The following is a 17,222-nucleotide window of genomic DNA, read 5'->3' as shown; positions in this document are numbered from 1 at the left end:
CATCAGGGGCATCTCAGCCTGAAACGGCCCGGGCAGAAGCCCGGGCCGTCCAGGAAACAACAAACAGCCTAAGGCCGATTACTCGGACTTGTTGCCGTTCAGCTGCGCACGCAGCAGCGCGCCCAGCTGGGTGGTGCCGCTGGAAGCCGAAGAGGACTGGTATTCCTCCAGCACTTCGCGCATTTCCGCGTCGTCCTTGGCCTTGATCGACAGCTGCAGGGTACGGCCCTTGCGGTCCATGCCCACGAACTTGGCTTCGATCTTGTCGCCGACCTTCAGGTGCTGGGTGGCGTCGTCAACGCGCTCGTTGGCGATGTCGCGGGCCGAGACGTAACCTTCGATGCCGTCAGCCAGCTCGATGATCGCGCCCTTGGCGTCGACTTCCTTCACCACGCCTTCGACCTTGGAGCCCTTCGGATTGGCGGCCATGTACTGGCCGAACGGATCCTGCTCCAGCTGCTTCACGCCCAGGGAGATGCGCTCGCGCTCCGGATCGACAGCCAGGACGACGGCGTCCAGGGTATCGCCCTTCTTGAAGTTGCGAACGACGTCTTCGCCGGTGGTGTTCCAGCTGATGTCGGACAGGTGGACCAGGCCGTCGATGCCGCCGTCCAGGCCGATGAAGATGCCGAAGTCGGTGATCGACTTGATCTGGCCCGACACCTTGTCACCCTTCTTGTGGGTGGCAGCGAAGGTTTCCCACGGATTGGCGGCAACCTGCTTCATGCCCAGCGAGATACGGCGACGCTCTTCATCGACGTCCAGCACCATCACTTCGACTTCGTCACCCACCTGCACAACCTTGGACGGGTTGACGTTCTTGTTGGTCCAGTCCATCTCGGAGACGTGCACCAGGCCTTCGACGCCCGGCTCGATCTCAACGAACGCACCGTAATCGGTGACGTTGGAGACCTTGCCGAAGACGCGGCTGTTGGCCGGGTAACGACGGCCGATGTTGTCCCACGGATCCTCGCCCAGCTGCTTCAGGCCCAGCGAAACGCGGTTGCGCTCGCGGTCGAACTTCAGCACGCGGACGTCCAGCTCGTCGCCGACGTTCACGACTTCCGACGGGTGACGCACGCGCTTCCACGCCATGTCGGTGATGTGCAGCAGGCCGTCGATACCGCCCAGGTCCACGAACGCGCCGTAATCGGTCAGGTTCTTGACGACACCCTTCAGGATCGCGCCTTCCTGCAGCTTGTCCATCAGCTGCTCGCGCTCTTCCGAGTGCTCGCTTTCGACGACAGCGCGGCGCGAGACCACGACGTTGTTACGCTTGCGGTCCAGCTTGATGAGCTTGAACTCGAGTTCCTTGCCTTCCAGGTAGGCCGGATCGCGCACCGGGCGCACATCGACCAGGGAACCCGGCAGGAAGGCGCGGACATCCTTGATGTCCACGGTGAAACCACCCTTGACCTTGCCGCTGATGCGGCCGGTGATGGTTTCGTTCTTTTCCAACGCTTCTTCCAGCTCGTCCCACACCATCGCGCGCTTGGCCTTCTCGCGCGACAGGACGGTTTCGCCGAAGCCGTTCTCGATCGAGTCGAGGGCGACCTTGACGATGTCGCCTTCGGCGACGTCGATTTCGCCAGCGTCGTTACGGAACTGTTCGATCGGCACGATGCCTTCGGACTTCAGGCCAGCGTTGATCACCACGACGTCGCCGCGGACTTCAACAACGGTACCGCTGACGATGGCGCCCGGCTTCAGCTTGGCCAGGTTGGCCTGGCTGGCTTCAAACAGTTCGGCAAATGATTCGGTCATTAGATTTACTCTGTTGGACACATGGGTCGGTGGCGTCCCCTTCAGGGGAATGGCGACCGCCCGCCTGTTGGTCGACCCCGGAAACGCAGGTCGTGTGTAGTAGGAAAACCGCCACGCATCATTGCGCGACGGAGCGGGTACAGCACTGCTATGCGCGACCACCGCCGATGCTGCTGGCAGTGCTCCCACGCGAACGGATCAGGCAGCCGGAACCGGAAGCAGATCCATCACTCGGGCAACGACATCATCGATGCCGATGCCTGTGGTGTCGATGAGGACAGCATCGTCTGCCGGCTTCAGGGGCGCCACGGTACGCTGGGCATCACGGGCGTCGCGGGCCATGATCTCGCGCAGGAGGTCATCAAAGTTAACAGAAACCCCCTTGTCTTTCAACTGCTTATGCCGGCGCTCGGCGCGCTCCTCGGCACTGGCGGTCAGGAAGACCTTGTAGGAGGCGTCCGGGAAGATCACCGTGCCCATGTCACGGCCGTCGGCGACCAGGCCGGGCAGCTCCCTGAATGCGCGCTGGCGCTCCTTCAGGGCGGCCCGGACCTCCGGGATGGCCGCAATCGCCGAGGCCAGCGCGCCGGTGGTCTCCAGGCGCAGCTCGTCGGTGGCGTCGGTGCCATTGACCATGACCCGCATGGCATCGCCCTGCTCGACAAACTGGACGTGGGTGTCGAAGGTGCAGCGGACCAGCGCCGAGGCATCGGAGGTGTCGATGTCGGCCCAGCTCGCGGCCACGCCCACCGCCCGGTACAGCGCGCCCGAATCCAGGTAATGCCAGCCCATCCTGCGCGCGATGATGCGGCTGATGGTACCCTTGCCGGCCCCGGATGGGCCGTCGATGGTCAGGACGGGAGCGAGTGGATTCATGGGGGTCCCATAGCGTGTGAAGAGGCCATTCTAGCCCCTGCCAGACGCCCCGAGCGGGATCTTTTGTGCAACCACTTGAAACCATGAGGAAAAGCCCGGTAGAATGGCGGGCTTGAACGAGCGTCAACTGCCGATTGTCTTTCGCATATCGCGGCCACGCTCCACCCGAACAACTACTGTTTACGCCGAGGTATGCCATGAAAGTCCTGTCCTCCCTGAAGTCGGCGAAGGCCCGTCACCGTGACTGCAAGGTCGTGCGTCGTCGTGGCAAGATCTTCGTCATCTGCAAGTCGAACCCGCGTTTCAAGGCGCGTCAGCGCTAAGCCTCACAGCCTCCTGGCTGCGGCGGGCCCTACGCGGGGCCGACCCGATGCAAGAAACCGCCTTCGGGCGGTTTTTTGTTTATGCGGCTTTTTCCTGCCGTTTTTGCTGTAATCGCCTTTCTTGACCACTGGGGAGTAGATCGAGATGAAGCGTTACCTGTCCGCCCTGGCCGTGATGGCCACCCTGGCCGCCGCCACACCGGCACTGGCCGATACCCTGCTTGTCGACCGTGCCCGCGAGAAGCCGGCCGGCGCCCTGCCCGTGCGCGGCCAGAGCATGCAGCAGGTGCAGGCGCAGTTCGGCGCGCCCAGCGAGCAGCTGCAGCCGCGCGGCGGGCAGAAGCGGCAATGGCCGACCATCAACCGCTGGGTGTACCCGCAGTTCACCGTCTACTTCGAGAAGCAGAAGGTGATCGACGTGGTGGCCAACCAGGCGGACCCGAACGAAATCGGCCCGAAACCGCCGATCCGTTGATCCCCTTACCCGCCGTGGGCGGGCCTGTGTAGCGAGACCATGAACCAGACCCTTCGTTTTCCTGCCGAGTGGGAAGCCCAGAGCGGCGTCCTCATTGCCTGGCCCACCGCCGACACCGACTGGGCCGACCGCCTGGGCCAGGTGGAAGAGACCTACATCGCCCTGGTCGCGGCCATCACCCGCTTCCAGCCGGTGCTGATCTGCGTGGCCGACGACGATGTGGAGACCTATGCCGAAATGCGGCTGCGTTCCAACCGCATCGACATGGACAAGGTCCACTTCACCACGGCCGCCTACGACGATACCTGGCTGCGCGACTCCGGCCCGATCACCCTGCGCCGCGCCGACGGCGGTTTCCAGCTGCTGGACTTCCGCTTCACCGGCTGGGGCGGCAAGTTCGACGCCACCCTGGATGACCAGCTGGTGGGCGTACTCGACCAGGCCGGCGTGTTCAACGATGCGCCGGTGCGCAGCATTCCGTTCGCGCTGGAAGGCGGCGGCATCGAGACCGACGGCGAAGGCACCTTGCTGACCACCTGGAAGTGCCTGCACGAACGCCACCCGGACCGTGACCGCGCCAGCCTGAGCGCCGACCTCGCCGACTGGCTGCAGCAGGACCGCGTGCTGTGGCTGGACCACGGCTACCTGGAAGGCGACGACACCGACGCGCACATCGACACCCTCGCCCGCTTCGCCTCGACCGACAGCATCGTCTACCAGGCCTGCGACGACGAGAGCGACTCGCACTACGCCGAACTGCAGGCGATGGGCAACGAGCTGGCTGCACTGCGCACCAAGGATGGCCAGCCGTACCGCCTGTTCCCGCTGCCGTGGGCCCGGCCGGTGATCGACGAAGGCCGTCGCCTGGCCGCGTCGTACGCCAACTACCTGATCGTCAACGGCGCCGTACTGATGCCGGCCTATGGCGACCCGGCCGACGACCTGGCCCGCGACGTGCTGGCGCAGGCCCACCCGGGCCGCGAGATCGTGCAGGTGCCCTGCCGCTCGCTGATCTGGCAGAACGGCAGCCTGCACTGCATCACCATGCAGCTGCCGGAAGGGCTGTTGAAGGCCTGAGAAAAGGTCGTGCCGGCCGCTGGCCGGCAACCAGGCAATGCCTGATGGATTGACGGGGATGCCGGCCAGCGGCCGGCACGACCATCACCCATTCAGCGCGCGACACGCCGCCGCCGTCCATCCGCGCTAACATGCAGGTTTTCCCCCGCAGGAACGCCCCGCATGAACTCGCGCAGCCCCCTTACCGTCGCCCTGATCCAGGAGCGCAACCACGGTGACGCCGCCGCCAACCTGGCGGTGATCGAAGCACGCGTGGCCGAGGCGGCTGCGCAGGGTGCCAAGCTGGTGCTGCTGCAGGAACTGCACAACGGCCCGTACTTCTGCCAGCACGAGTCGGTGGATGAGTTCGACCTGGCCGAGCCGATTCCGGGCCCGAGCACCGAGCGCCTGGGCGCGCTGGCGAAGAAGCATGGCGTGGTGCTGGTCGGCTCGCTGTTCGAGCGCCGCGCTGCCGGCCTGTACCACAACACCGCCGTGGTGTTCGAGAAGGACGGTACGCTGCTCGGCAAGTACCGCAAGATGCATATCCCGGACGACCCTGGCTTCTACGAGAAGTTCTACTTCACCCCGGGCGACATCGGTTTCACGCCGATCGACACCTCGGTGGGCCGCCTGGGCGTGCTGGTGTGCTGGGACCAGTGGTACCCGGAAGCAGCGCGGCTGATGGCGCTGGCCGGCGCAGAACTGCTGCTGTACCCGACCGCGATCGGCTGGGACCCGGACGATGTGCAGGACGAGAAGACCCGCCAGCGCGACGCCTGGGTACTGAGCCACCGCGGCCATGCCGTGGCCAATGGCCTGCCGGTGCTGAGCTGCAACCGCGTCGGCCATGAGGCTTCGCCGCTGGGTGCTTCGGGCATCCAGTTCTGGGGCAACAGCCACGTGCTGGGCCCGCAGGGCGAATTCCTGGCCGAGGCCGGTACCGAGGCCACCGTACTGCTGTGCGACGTCGACCTGCAGCGCAGCGAGCACGTGCGCCGCATCTGGCCGTTCCTGCGTGATCGCCGCATCGATGCCTACGGCGACCTGCTCAAGCGCTACATCGACTGAGCCGGAGCCCGCGCATGGCCGTCCTCATCCGTGATGCCGGCCCTGCCGACATCAATGCGATCACCGCGATCTACGCGGTGGAAGTGACCGACTTCGTCAACACCTACGAGTACGAGATCCCCGACGCGACCGAGATGCTGCGCCGCATGCGCGACATCGTCGATCGCGGCTTCCCCTACCTGGTCGCCGAGATCGATGGCCAGGTGGCCGGCTATGCCTACGCCAACACCTACCGCACCCGCGTGGCCTACCAGTGGACCGTGGAGAACTCGGTCTACGTCGATGCTGCGTTCCAGGGCAAGGGCGTCGGCACCGGCCTGCTGCAGGCGCTGATCGATGCCTGCGTGGCGCGTGGCTACCGGCAGATGGTGGCGGTGATCGGCGAACCGACCAACACCGCTTCAATCAAGCTGCACGAACGCTTCGGCTTCGAGCTTGTAGGCGTGTTCCGTGGCCTCGGCCGCAAGCATGGCCGCTGGCTGGATACCGTGCAGATGCAGCGCGCGCTCGGCGACGGCGCCGACACCGCACCCTCCAATGAATGAACCCATGACCGAAACCCTTCCCGAGACCGGTGACGACCTGTTCGCCGGCCAGCCGGTGCGCGTTGTCGAACGCGACGGCGTGCGTTACACCCTGCTGGGCACCGCCCACGTTTCACGCGCCAGCGTCGAGGCCGTGGAAAAAGCCATCGACAGCGGCCGCTTCGATGCAGTGGCTGTCGAGCTGGACCCGCAGCGCCTGCAGGCGCTGAGCGACCCGGACACGCTGGCCAAGCTTGATCTGGTCGAAGTGATCCGCAAGGGCCGCGTGGCTCTGTTTGCGGCCAACCTGGCGCTGTCCGCCTACCAGCGCCGCCTGGCCGAACAGCTCGACATCGAACCCGGTGCCGAGCTGAAGCGTGCGGTGGAGCTGGCCCGCGAGCGCAACCTGCCGGTGCACCTGATCGACCGCGAGGTCGGCCTGACCTTCCGTCGTGCGTCGCAACGGCTGGGCTTCTTCGGCAAGCTGAAGCTGGTTGCCGGGCTGGGCGCCGGCCTGTTCTCGTCGGAAGAAGTGGGCGAGAACGAGATCGAGAAGCTCAAGCAGGGCGACATGCTGGAGTCGAGCTTTGGTGAGTTCGCCAGCGAGAGCCCGGCGCTGTACGAAACCATCATCGGCGAGCGCGACCGCTACATGGCCACGCGCCTGCGCGAGGAACACACCCCGCAGCAGCGTGAAGTGCTGGCGGTGGTCGGTGCCGGCCATCTTGCGGGTCTCGCGCGCTACCTGGAAACCGACACCGAGGCCCCGGCACCGCTGCGCGCCGAGCTGGAGGCGGTGCCGAAGAAGCGCAACATTCCGTGGTTCACGCTCGGCATCCTGGCCATCGTGGCCACCGGCATCGGCGTGGGCTTCTACCGCGGCGGCCTGGGCGTGGGCACCGAACTGCTGGCGACCTGGGCGATGTACACCGGCGGCCTGGCGGGCCTGGGCTGCCTGCTGGCCGGCGGCCATCCGCTGAGTATCCTCACCGCGATCGCGGTGGCCCCGTTCAAGCCGTTCCGCCTGAGCATCCCGACCGGCGCCTTCTCGGCGCTGGTGGAAGCACGGCTGCGCAAGCCGGCCTACGAGGACTTCCTGAAGCTGCGCGACGATGCGCAGAGCCTGAAGGGCTGGTACCGCAACCGCGTCACCCGCGTGGTGCTGACCTTCATGCTGACCAACATCGGCAGCATGCTCGGCCTGTGGCTGACCACGTTCAAGGTGTGGGGCAAGGTGGCGGGATAACCCCCCAACACTCGTGGCTATACTCGGCGTTTAAGGAAGGAACACTCCAATGGATGCATACGATGCGCTGATGCGCGATGGTTTCGTGGTGGTGCGCCAGGCGATTGCACCCGCACTGGTCCAGGACATCAACGAGCGCATCGCGCGCTTCAAGCAGCGCAATCCAAAGGCGGTGTCGCGAAACCTGGACGGTCACAAGCGCATGTATCGGGTCGTCAACCTGCACCTGGCAGTGGATGCGATGACGCGCCTGCTCACTGACAACCCGGCCATCGACGTCTGCGATCGCTTCCTCGGCGAACCGACCACGCTCTACACCAGCCTCTACTACGAGCGCGGATCGGAGCAGTCATTGCATCGCGATACGCCAGTGTTCTGCACGTCCCCGGGCGAGCGCTACATGGGGGTATGGACCGCGCTGGATGCGGTTGACGAAAGCAATGGCCCCCTGCGCGTGGTTCCGGGCAGCCACCTGTTGCCGCCCATCGATGTGCAGGCACTGCGACGCGAAGTCTTCGGCGACGGCCCGATCAGCGCCATGTCGCCGGAGGGCTGGGCCGCCTATCAGGATGCGGTGGCGCGCCAGTGCGAAGACGCTGGCCTGAAGCCGCAGTCGGTGCACGTGCAGCCAGGCGATGTGATCGTCTGGCACCCGCAGCTGTTCCATGGCGGCGCGCCGCATCCCTCTGCCGGAACCCGCCGCAGCGTGGTCATGCACGTGACCCCGAAGTCGATGCCCGTGGGTCACATGGATGTTTTCTACGGGCAAACCCCTCCGCTGGCCAAAGCGCCCTGGCGCTATTACCGGCGTGGGCAGCGTGAGATCGCGCGATTCGGGCAGGTGGATTTCGGTCACGAGTACACGCGCCGGACCTGGTTCCTGCGCAAAGCCTGACTCAAGCCAAAAAAATGGGGGAGGCCGCCCCACTACGACCGGCCTCCCCCACACCACAACGCGTTGTCGCGCACTACAGCCGGGCAGCGCCCGGCTCTACCCTCTCCAGGCCACGCGCACGGCGGATCAGCCGCGTCACGGCAGTGCGCAGGTCATCGAGCACCGCGTAGATCGTCGGCAGGAACAGCAGGCTGACCACCGTCGAGAACGCCAGGCCGCCGGCAATCGCGCGCGCCATCGGCGAATACTCCGGGCCGTTGCCAAACATCTGCGTATCGGTCAGCGAGATCGGGATCATCGCCAGGATCGCCGTGCCCATCGTCATCATGATCGGGCGCAGGCGTTCGCGTGAGCCTTCCACCAGCGCCTGGGTGCGGCCCATGCCGCTGCGCCGCAGGTTGTTGATGTGCTCGATCATCACGATGCCGTTGTTCACTACCACACCCATCAGCACCAGGATGCCGATGAAGGACATGATCCCGAACGAGGTGCCGGTGATCCAGAACAGCCAGAACACGCCGAAGATCGAGAACAGCACGCCACTCATGATCGCCGCCGGGAACAGCAGCGACTCGAACACCGCCGCCATCACCACGTAGATCATCACCAGTGCGATCAGCAGGTTGAACACCATCTGCTGCATGGCTTCGTCGTCGTTGCCGTAGTCGCCGCCGTCGAAGGTGAAGCCATAGCCGGCCGGGAAGTTCATCGGCTTGAGCACGGCTTCGATCGCCTTGCGCCCGTCCGGCGCGGTGACCTTCTCGGCCAGGTTGGCCTTGATGGTCAACGTCGTCTGACGGTTGGTACGGCCGATCTGGGTGGCCGATGAACCAACGTCCACGGTGACCAGGCTCAGCAGCGGCACACTGCGGCCATCGCCGGTGCGCACGCTGAAACCGGCCAGGTCTTCCGGGCTGCTCTGCTCAGCGCCGGCAAAGCGCACCCACACCGGCACTTCATTGTCACCGCGGCGGAACTCGCGCATTGGGGCACCGCGCAGCGCCAGGCCGACGAAGCTGGCCACCTGTTCGGCGTTGAAGCCGAACGCTGCGGCACGCTCACGGTCGACGCGCACCTTCAGCTCGCCGCCCTTCTCGCCGTTGTCGATGCGCACGTCACGCAGCTCGGCACGCTGCGCCAGCAACGGCACCACTTCCTGGCCGATCTCCTGCAGCATCGAACTGGAGTCGCCCACCAGCTGCACCTGCACGCCCTGGTTGCCGCCACCACCGCCATCGCCCCCCTGGTTGCCGACGAAATAGTCGGTGCGGGCGGACTTCGGCAGGCCCTTGCGCAGCTCTTCCTGCAGCGCCTTGATGTCCTTGGCGTACTTCTCGTCCAGGGTGACCACCGTGGAGCTGCCCTCCTGCTCGCTGTACCAGGAGTACACCTGTTTCACGTGCAGGCGCTCGCGGTTCTGGTCGATCCAGTTCTCCACCCGCGCCACTTCCTCGGACATCTGCCGGTAGGTATAGGCGCCCTTCCACATGTAGCCGATGAAGATGTCCTTGCCGCCCTCGCCCCCGAACATGTCGACCTTGGTCAGCTTCATCGGCACCAGGCTGACCAGTACCACCAGCAGGATGCCGAGCAGGCTCCAGCCGCGGTGGTGCAGCGACCAGTCCAGCAGCTGCGCGTAGCGGCGCTGCAGCCGCGCGATCAGGCCGGTCTGCGAGTGCACCAGCTTGGGCGTGGCCATGCGCGCGGACAGCATCGGGATCAGGCTGACCGCGACCAGCCACGAGGCCAGCAGCGAGACCGAGATGGTGATCGCGATCTGTGCCATGAAGATGCTGATGTTGTTGGTCTCGCCGAACAGGTTCGGCACGAACACGATGCAGTGGCACAGCGTGCCGGCGCTGAGCGCGATGGCCACGTTGCGGGTGCCGATGATCGAGGCCAGCCGCGGCTGCCCCGGCATGCGCTCGCGCTCCTGGTAGATGCTCTCGACCACCACCACCGCATTGTCGACCAGCATGCCGACGGCCAGCAGCAGGCCCATCATGGTCAGGATGTTGAGTGTCACCCCGACGAAGTACATGAAGCCCAGGGTGATGGTGAAGCAGATCGGAATGGCCAGGGTCACCATCAGCGTCGACGGCCAGTGGCGCAGGAAGAAGAACAGCACGGTGACCGACAGGATCAGGCCGACCGCACCGGCTTCGGCCAGTTCCAGCAGCGAGGAGGTTACCGCCTTGCCCTGGTTGTCGATCACCTTGATCTGCACGTCACGCATCGACGGCTGCGCGCGGATCGCCTCGACCTCGGCCAACGCCGCACGCGAGACGTCCACCAGGTTGGCGCTGCGCTCCTTGAAGATGTCCAGGCCGACGGCCGGGTTGCCGTCCAGGCGGCGCCCGTAGTTCATCCGCGCCGGCTTCAGGCGGACGTCGGCGATATCACCCAGGCGCAGGCCCTTGGCGTTGATCACCAGGTCGCGCATTTCCTGCAGGTCGGTGATCTCGCCCACCGGCTGCACGCGCACGCGCTGGCCGTTGTCGTCGATCTGCCCGGCCGAGATCGAGAAGTTCAGCGTGCGCAGGCGCTCGCTCAGCTCGTTGATGCTCAACCCATGCGCGTTGAGCCGGTTCGGGTCGATGGCGATCTCCACCTCGTTCGGCGGCGCACCGGTGATATCGACGCGGGCCACGCCCGGGATGCGCTCGATGCGCCGCTTGAACTCACGGTCGAGCATGTCATAGGCAGTGGTGAGATCGGTGGTGCTGGCCAGCCGCACCTTCAGCACGGGCTGGTCGCTGCTGGACCACTTGAACACGTTGTAGCGCTGCAGGTCGTCGGGCAGGTCACTGCGGATCGCGTCGATACGCTCGCGCGCGTCGGACGCGGCAATGGCGATGTCGCGGTCCCAGTCGCTGAACTCGATGTAGATCAGTGCCGCCTCGGACGTCGCCGACGAACGCATCCGCTTGATGCCGGTCATCGTCGCCAGTGACTCCTCGACCGGACGGATGATGGTCCGTTCCACTTCCTCCGGGGTCGAGCCGGTATACGGAATCTGCACGAACAGGAAGGGCGCGGAGATGTCCGGCAGCGCCTCCAGCGGCAGCCGGAACGAAGCGATCAGGCCGATCACCACCAGCGACACGAAGCACATGATGGTGGTGACCGGGCGGCGGATGGAGAACTCGGCAACACTCATGCCGGCTCCTCCACGCCTGCCGCGCCGCCCTCAGCGCCGTGCAGCCCTGCGCCGGCATGCTTGCGGCCGCGCTCGCGGTAGTAGGCATCGCCACGACGATCCATCAGGTCGTACACCACCGGGATCACCAGCAGGGTCAACAGGGTCGACACCAGCAGGCCGCCGATCACGGTGATCGCCATCGGCGCGCGCACCTCAGCACCCTCGCCCATCGCCACCGCCAGCGGCAGGAAGCCGAACAGCGTGCACAGCGTGGTCATGATGATCGGCCGCAGGCGCGAGCGCGCACCTTCCACCAGCGCCTCTTGCTTGGCCACACCGGCCTCGCGCAGCTGGTTGACCTTGTCGATCAGGATGATCGCGTTCTTGGTGACCAGGCCGACCAGCAGGATCAGGCCGATGAACACCACCACCGAGATGGGCTTTCCGGTCAGCATCAGCGCCAGGATCGCACCGACCAGCGCCAGCGGGATGGTGAACAGGATCACGAACGGATGCAGCAGCGACTCGAACTGCGAGGCCATCACCAGGTAGACCAGGAAGATCGCCAGGCCGAAGGCGAAGATCAGCGACTTCGCCGCCTGCGCCAGCTCCTCGCCCTGGCCACCGATGTGCAGGCCCACGCCCGCGCCCAGCGGCTGCTCGGACACCATCTGCTGCACTTCGCGCATGGCCGCGCCGAGGTCGATGTCGCGCAGGTTGGCCGACACCACCGCAACCCGCGTCTGGTCGGCACGATGGATCTCGCTGGGGCCGGTGGTGGCGACCACGTCGGCCACCGCGTCCAGGGTCACCGGGCGGGTGCTGCCCGGGTTGACGATCAGCCGGCGGATGCTCTCCACGCTGGCGCGGTCACCTTCCTGCGCACGCACCAGCACGTCGATCTTGCGGTCACGGAAGCTGTAGCGGGTGGCGACGTCGCCACGCACCTTCTTCACCACCACGTCGGCGATCTGGCGGGTGGTCAGGCCCAGCGCACCGGCGCGCTCCTGGTCGAAGCGGATCTGGATTTCCGGGAAGCCCTCCTCCACCGTCGACTTCACGTCGGCGTAGTGGGCGTTGCCGCGCAGCATCGCCGCCAGGCGCTGGCCGGCCACTTCCAGGGTCGCCATGTCCTGCCCGCGCAACTCGATTTCCAGCGGCGTGGAGAAGCTGAACAACGCCGGCCGCGCGAAGTCGACCTGCGCGCCCGGATGCTGGCTCATGGTGCCGCGCAGGCGCTCGGTGATTGCCGCCTCGGTCTGGGCATTGCCACCACCGGCCATCACCACGGTCAGCTTGCCGATGTTCTCGCCGCTCTCGGTGGGGCTGGCGTCCAGGCGGGTGCCGCTGCCGCTGACACCGTACAGCGAAGCCACGCCCTCCCCCTTGCCATGCGCCAGTTGCAGCTCACGCACCAGCGCGTCGGTCTGCTTCAGCGGCGTGCCGGCCGGCAGCTTCACGGTCATCTCGAACCGGTCCTGCGCCAGCTGCGGGATCAGGTCGGCGCCGAGCATCGGGACCAGCGCCATGGTCGCCACGAAGATGATCGTGGCCACGCCCAGCACCTTGCCCGGATGTGCCAATGCGCTCGGCAACAGGCGCAGATAGCCGCGCTCGGCACCGGCGTAGGGCTTCATCGCCAGATCACTGGCCTTGCGCATCACCGGCCCGACCACCGCCACCACGCCACGCCACAGGCGCACCACCAGCCAGGCCAGCGCATAGAAGCCCCAGCGCACGCTGGCGACCACGCCACGGCGACCCAGCGCGACCGGCTTCTGCCAGCGTTTCTGCGGCTGCCACGCTGCGTTCGGTGCCTCTTCCGGGAACGCCAGCGGCGGCCGTCCCTTCAGCGAGCTCAGCATCGGGATCAGGGTCATCGACACCAGCAGCGAGATCGCGATGGCGATCGCCACGGTCAGCGCCTGGTCGCGGAACAGCTGCCCGGCGATGCCATCGACGAACACCAGCGGCAGGAACACCGCGATGGTGGTCAGGGTCGAGGCGACCACCGCCATGCTCACTTCACGGGTGCCGGCGATCGCCGCCTGCAGGATGCCCAGGCCACGCTCACGGGCCTTGGCGATGCTCTCCAGCACCACGATCGAATCATCCACCACCAGGCCGGTGGCCAATGCCAGGCCGCCCAGCGACATCACGTTCAGGCTCAGCCCGAGCTGGCCCATGAAGAAGAACGTGGCGATGATCGAGACCGGCAACGACAGGCTGATCACGAACGTGCTCCAGCCATCGCGCAGGAACAGGAAGATGATCAGGATCGCCAGCAGGCCACCGATCACGGCATCCTTCTTGACGTCGGCGATGGCGTGCTCGATGAAGCGCGACTGGTCCTCGATGGTGGTCAGCTCGACGTCCGACGGGAACGTGCCCTTGATCTGCTCCAGCCGCTTGCGCAGCGCTTCGGCGGTGGACACGGTGTTGGCGTCACCTTCCTTGTAGATGGCCAGCTCGACCGCCTCCTTGCCGCCCAGGCGGATGATCGCTTCGCGCTCCTTGTAGCCCTGGCGCACGGTGGCGACGTCCTTCAGGCGCACCGGCACGCCGTTGGCGACGACGCTGGAGCCCGCACCTGACGATGCGCTCTGCGCCGCCGACGCCGCGGCGATGGCCGCTGCCGAACCGGTCGACGCGGCGATGTTGAACATCTGCTGCAATGCCGAGTCGGCCGCGCTGCCGTTCGAGCCCTGGGTGGTCACCAGCAGGTTGCGGATCTCCTCCAGGTCGGCGAACTGGTTGACGGTACGCACCAGGAAGCGCTGCGATCCTTCCTCCAGGCGGCCGCCGGAGATGTTGATGTTCTCGTCTTTCAGGCGCTTGATGACGGTGTCGATCGGCAGGTTCAGCTGCGCCAGCTTCTGCTGGTCGATGTCGACCTGGATCTCGTCCTCCAGTCCACCGCCGACCTTCACTGCCGCCACGCCGGTGACCGGCTCGAGCTTCTTCTTCAGGTCTTCATCGGCATAGCGGCGCAGGCCGGTCAGCTCGCGGACCGCGTCGGCATCGCTGGCCGGCGCGACCTTGTTGGACAGCACCAGGCGCATGATCGGCTCGGTGGACGGATTGAAGCGCAGCAGCACCGGGGCCTTGGCCTCCAGTGGCAGGTTCAGCGCTTCCATCTTGTCGCGCACCTCCAGGCTGGCCTGGTCCATGTTGGTGCCCCAGGCGAATTCCAGCACCACGTCGCTCTGGCCGGTGCGCGAGACCGACTTCAGCTTGCGCAGGTTCTTGACCACGCCGACCGCTTCCTCGACCGGCTGAGTGATCAGGGTTTCGATTTCAGTCGGCGCCGCACCGGTGTATTCGGTGCGCACGGTCAGCGTCGGGTAGCTCAGGTCCGGCAGCAGGTTGACCTTGAGGTTGCCCAGCGCGATCAGGCCGAACAGCAGCAGGGTGACCGTGCACATGGCGATGGTCACGCGGCGGCGGGTGGCAAATTCCACCAGGCCGCCGCGCATGCCGGCGGCGGCGCCGTCGCTCGCCGGCGAGGCACCGTGGTCGTGGCCCGGGGCAGTCATTGCGTGCTCCCGGCCTTGGCTGCCGGCTTGGCGGCCGTTGCGACCGTCTTCGCCTTCGGGTCGGCAATCACCTGCACCGCGGTGCCGTCGCGCAGGGCGACCTTGCCGGCGGTGACCACCTGATCACCGGCCGCCAGGCCATCACGGATCTCCACCCACGGGCCCTCGGCGTAACCCAGTTTGACCGGAACGCGTGCGACCTTGCCTTCGCGCACGCGGAACACCGCCGGCTCACCGTCGTCGAGCAACGCCAGGCGCGGCACCACCAGCGCATCGGCACGCTGGTCGTAATCGATGCGGATGCGCCCGAACATGCCGGGCTGCAGCGCGTGTGCTGCGCCGTCGAAGGCGCTGACCACGCGAAACGTGCCACTGCCCGAGTCCACCACCGGCGCAATGCGGTCAACGGTGCCGGTGAAGCTCTGCCCCGGCAGCGCGTCGGCCGCCAGGGTCACCGGCTGGCCGGCGCGCAGGGTGGCCAGCTCGCGTTCGGGCACGTTGAGCGTCGCCTCCAGTCGCGAGTTGTCGACGATGCGGAAGATCGGCGTATTGATCTGCACGAAGTTGCCGGTCTTGATCGAGCGCGAGGCGATCACGCCGGAAATCGGTGCGACCACGGTGGTATAGGACAGTTCCAGCGTCGCCAGGCGGTACTGCGCGCGGACGTTTTCCAGATCGAAACGCAGCTGGTCGACATCGGCGGCGCTGACCATCTGCTGGCCGACCAGCTTCTGTGCGCGCTGGTAGTTGTTTTCCAGCTTGCGCATCTGCGCTTCGCTCTGTGCCACCGCCAGGCGCGCGCGGTCCGGGTCCAGCCGCACCAGCGGCTGGCCGGCGGTGACCCGCTGACCTTCCTCGACCAGCACCGCCAGCGCCACGCCGGAGGTCTTGGCGACCACCTGCGATTCGGCGCGTGGCTCCAGTGCGGCGGTACCGGTGTAGCTGGCCGCGACCGCGCGATGGCTGGCCACCGCCACCTCGACCGGGACCGCATCGACCTTCTTTTCCTCCTTGGTCTCGGCGGCCTTGGCTTCGGAATTGGGCCCTGCGGCGCAACCGCCCAGCAGCAGGGAGGTGGAGATCAGCAGTGCGGCAGCGCAGATTCCGCTGCGACGGCCGGACAGGAAGGTTGGGTGCGACATCGTCAGGTCCCTGGAGGATGCGTGGACAGGTGTGGTAGCAAAGTAATGCACCACTTCACGGCAACACCATATCCCAAAGGTCATGGTGCCTTCACGCCGCCGGTCGGCCCGACCCCGTTTCAGCTAGATGAAACCTGAGGCTATACTCGGGTCGTTCCGTACCCCACGCCGGAACGACCAGACCCGAATCCCCGGAAACGACACCATGCGCCCGCAGCCGCTCGCCGCTTGTCTCGCTCTGGCCGTCCTCCTGCCCCTTGGGGCCGCCGCACAGCCCGCTCCTGCTCCTGCTCCTGCTCCTGCTCCTGCTCCTGCTCCTGCTCCCGCTCCTGCTCCCTCCACGCCTGCCCCGGCCCCGGCTCCCGCTGCGGCGCCTGCGCCTGCCGCGCCCACCGGCAACTTCGACAATGGGCGCGTCCTGGCCTACACGTGCCAGGGCTGCCATGGCATTACCGGCTACAAGAACGCCTATCCCAGTTACCGGGTGCCGAAGATCGGCGGCCAGACCCAGCAGTACCTGGCCCAGGCCCTGACCGAGTACCGCCAGGGCAAGCGCCGGCATCCGACGATGCAGGCGCAGTCGATGAGTTTCAGCGAACAGGAGATCGCCGATCTCTCTGTTTACCTGTCCACCGTCAAGTAAGGCCCGCCCATGTCGAAAGCCGCGCATCCGATGCGTCACGCCATCGCCCTGTCCGTTGCCCTGCTGCTGGCGGCCTGTTCACAGTCGCAGGTGGAAAACAGCGAGACCTCCGCCGCCGACCCGGGTCATGCCAGCGGCGAGCACGGTTCTTCGTCCTCGGCCGGCCTGCCGACCGGCCGCGAGGCCGCCGGCGAAGCCCGCGCCAAGGTGAAGGGCAAGGCCACCAACCAGAGCTGCATCGACTGCCATGGCGCCGACGGCAACGCACCGATCGACCCGACCTACCCCAAGCTGGGTGGGCAGTACGGTGACTACCTGGCACACGCGCTGCAGGCCTACCGCGCCGGTGATCGCCAGCATGCGCTGATGACGCCGCAGGCGAAGGACCTGAGTGATCAGGACATCGCCGATCTGGCGGCGTACTTCGGCAGCCGGCCGAGCCAGCTGCGGGATCTGCACGGGGTCAAATGACGGCCGGCCCCCCAGTGGGGGCGGACCTTGGTCCGCACGGACCGTTGATTGGTGGGTG

Annotated in this window: 13 protein-coding genes and 1 pseudogene; 9 read left to right on the top strand and 5 right to left on the bottom strand. The window is 66.4% G+C overall.

Annotated features, from left to right (window positions below):
• Positions 1-78 precede the first annotated feature (78 nt).
• Together rpsA and cmk are read right to left on the bottom strand one after the other, a co-directional pair.
• Entirely contained in the window at positions 79-1,764 is a 1,686-nt protein-coding gene (gene rpsA / locus LRM18_RS06755) for a 30S ribosomal protein S1 (protein ID WP_005409285.1), read from the bottom strand.
• 198 nt (positions 1,765-1,962) lie between these two features.
• On the bottom strand, positions 1,963-2,640 hold the full coding sequence (gene cmk, locus LRM18_RS06750) for a (d)CMP kinase (protein WP_014036894.1): 678 nt from the start codon (positions 2,638-2,640) through the stop codon (positions 1,963-1,965).
• A gap of 197 nt (positions 2,641-2,837) precedes the next feature.
• Between cmk and ykgO the strand changes: the two genes are divergently transcribed.
• The 7 genes from ykgO (at position 2,838) to LRM18_RS06715 (ending at position 8,230) form a co-directional block, all read left to right on the top strand.
• Positions 2,838-2,963 (top strand): type B 50S ribosomal protein L36, encoded by a 126-nt coding sequence (gene ykgO, locus LRM18_RS06745; protein ID WP_005409283.1) that lies wholly within the window; start codon positions 2,838-2,840, stop codon positions 2,961-2,963.
• Positions 2,964-3,108: 145 nt separating this feature from the next.
• Positions 3,109-3,438, top strand: a complete 330-nt coding sequence (locus LRM18_RS06740; RefSeq protein WP_005416228.1) for a hypothetical protein — start codon at positions 3,109-3,111, stop codon at positions 3,436-3,438.
• A 39-nt stretch (positions 3,439-3,477) separates the two neighbouring features.
• Positions 3,478-4,515, top strand: a complete 1,038-nt coding sequence (locus LRM18_RS06735; RefSeq protein ID WP_206632532.1) for an agmatine deiminase family protein — start codon at positions 3,478-3,480, stop codon at positions 4,513-4,515.
• Positions 4,516-4,677: 162 nt separating this feature from the next.
• Positions 4,678-5,565 (top strand): carbon-nitrogen hydrolase, encoded by an 888-nt coding sequence (locus tag LRM18_RS06730; protein ID WP_008267821.1) that lies wholly within the window; start codon positions 4,678-4,680, stop codon positions 5,563-5,565.
• 14 nt (positions 5,566-5,579) lie between these two features.
• Positions 5,580-6,110, top strand: coding sequence for a GNAT family N-acetyltransferase (locus tag LRM18_RS06725; RefSeq protein WP_099605906.1), 531 nt, complete (start codon positions 5,580-5,582; stop codon positions 6,108-6,110).
• A complete protein-coding gene (locus tag LRM18_RS06720; protein WP_049464471.1) occupies positions 6,103-7,335 on the top strand; it encodes a TraB/GumN family protein in 1,233 nt (410 codons plus the stop codon). Before LRM18_RS06725 ends, LRM18_RS06720 begins: the two co-directional genes overlap by 8 nt.
• 49 nt (positions 7,336-7,384) lie before the next feature.
• Positions 7,385-8,230 (top strand): phytanoyl-CoA dioxygenase family protein, encoded by an 846-nt coding sequence (locus LRM18_RS06715; protein WP_064238285.1) that lies wholly within the window; start codon positions 7,385-7,387, stop codon positions 8,228-8,230.
• 73 nt (positions 8,231-8,303) lie between these two features.
• Here LRM18_RS06715 and LRM18_RS06710 read toward each other — a convergent pair whose 3' ends face one another.
• From LRM18_RS06710 to LRM18_RS06700, 3 genes and pseudogenes are all read right to left on the bottom strand, one after another.
• Positions 8,304-11,390, bottom strand: a complete 3,087-nt coding sequence (locus LRM18_RS06710) for an efflux RND transporter permease subunit (RefSeq protein WP_270952730.1) — start codon at positions 11,388-11,390, stop codon at positions 8,304-8,306.
• A pseudogene (locus LRM18_RS06705) lies at positions 11,387-14,842 on the bottom strand (efflux RND transporter permease subunit); the annotation flags it as partial. The pseudogene LRM18_RS06705 and the gene LRM18_RS06710, both read right to left, overlap by 4 nt.
• 62 nt (positions 14,843-14,904) lie before the next feature.
• Complete coding sequence (locus LRM18_RS06700) at positions 14,905-16,050, bottom strand: efflux RND transporter periplasmic adaptor subunit (RefSeq protein ID WP_074726043.1); 1,146 nt, start codon at positions 16,048-16,050, stop codon at positions 14,905-14,907.
• 205 nt (positions 16,051-16,255) lie between these two features.
• Here LRM18_RS06700 and LRM18_RS06695 point away from each other — a divergent pair, with 205 nt between their 5' ends.
• On the top strand, positions 16,256-16,693 hold the full coding sequence (locus LRM18_RS06695) for a c-type cytochrome (RefSeq protein WP_270952727.1): 438 nt from the start codon (positions 16,256-16,258) through the stop codon (positions 16,691-16,693).
• 9 nt (positions 16,694-16,702) lie between these two features.
• Entirely contained in the window at positions 16,703-17,164 is a 462-nt protein-coding gene (locus tag LRM18_RS06690; RefSeq protein WP_049464462.1) for a cytochrome c, read from the top strand.
• Positions 17,165-17,222: the final 58 nt, after the last annotated feature.

Source organism: Stenotrophomonas sp. PI_27, from assembly GCF_027854495.1.
Lineage (GTDB): Bacteria > Pseudomonadota > Gammaproteobacteria > Xanthomonadales > Xanthomonadaceae > Stenotrophomonas > Stenotrophomonas pavanii.
This window is presented reverse-complemented; position numbering and strand designations above follow the sequence as displayed.

What these genes read in the sequence shown, in the direction of transcription:
- rpsA (WP_005409285.1), bottom strand. Translation starts at nt 1,764, where the DNA reads ATGACCGAATCATTTGCCGAACTGTTTGAAGCCAGCCAGGCCAACCTG.
- cmk (WP_014036894.1), bottom strand. Translation starts at nt 2,640, where the DNA reads ATGAATCCACTCGCTCCCGTCCTGACCATCGACGGCCCATCCGGGGCC.
- ykgO (WP_005409283.1), top strand. Translation starts at nt 2,838, where the DNA reads ATGAAAGTCCTGTCCTCCCTGAAGTCGGCGAAGGCCCGTCACCGTGAC.
- LRM18_RS06740 (WP_005416228.1), top strand. Translation starts at nt 3,109, where the DNA reads ATGAAGCGTTACCTGTCCGCCCTGGCCGTGATGGCCACCCTGGCCGCC.
- LRM18_RS06735 (WP_206632532.1), top strand. Translation starts at nt 3,478, where the DNA reads ATGAACCAGACCCTTCGTTTTCCTGCCGAGTGGGAAGCCCAGAGCGGC.
- LRM18_RS06730 (WP_008267821.1), top strand. Translation starts at nt 4,678, where the DNA reads ATGAACTCGCGCAGCCCCCTTACCGTCGCCCTGATCCAGGAGCGCAAC.
- LRM18_RS06725 (WP_099605906.1), top strand. Translation starts at nt 5,580, where the DNA reads ATGGCCGTCCTCATCCGTGATGCCGGCCCTGCCGACATCAATGCGATC.
- LRM18_RS06720 (WP_049464471.1), top strand. Translation starts at nt 6,103, where the DNA reads ATGAATGAACCCATGACCGAAACCCTTCCCGAGACCGGTGACGACCTG.
- LRM18_RS06715 (WP_064238285.1), top strand. Translation starts at nt 7,385, where the DNA reads ATGGATGCATACGATGCGCTGATGCGCGATGGTTTCGTGGTGGTGCGC.
- LRM18_RS06710 (WP_270952730.1), bottom strand. Translation starts at nt 11,390, where the DNA reads ATGAGTGTTGCCGAGTTCTCCATCCGCCGCCCGGTCACCACCATCATG.
- LRM18_RS06700 (WP_074726043.1), bottom strand. Translation starts at nt 16,050, where the DNA reads ATGTCGCACCCAACCTTCCTGTCCGGCCGTCGCAGCGGAATCTGCGCT.
- LRM18_RS06695 (WP_270952727.1), top strand. Translation starts at nt 16,256, where the DNA reads ATGCGCCCGCAGCCGCTCGCCGCTTGTCTCGCTCTGGCCGTCCTCCTG.
- LRM18_RS06690 (WP_049464462.1), top strand. Translation starts at nt 16,703, where the DNA reads ATGTCGAAAGCCGCGCATCCGATGCGTCACGCCATCGCCCTGTCCGTT.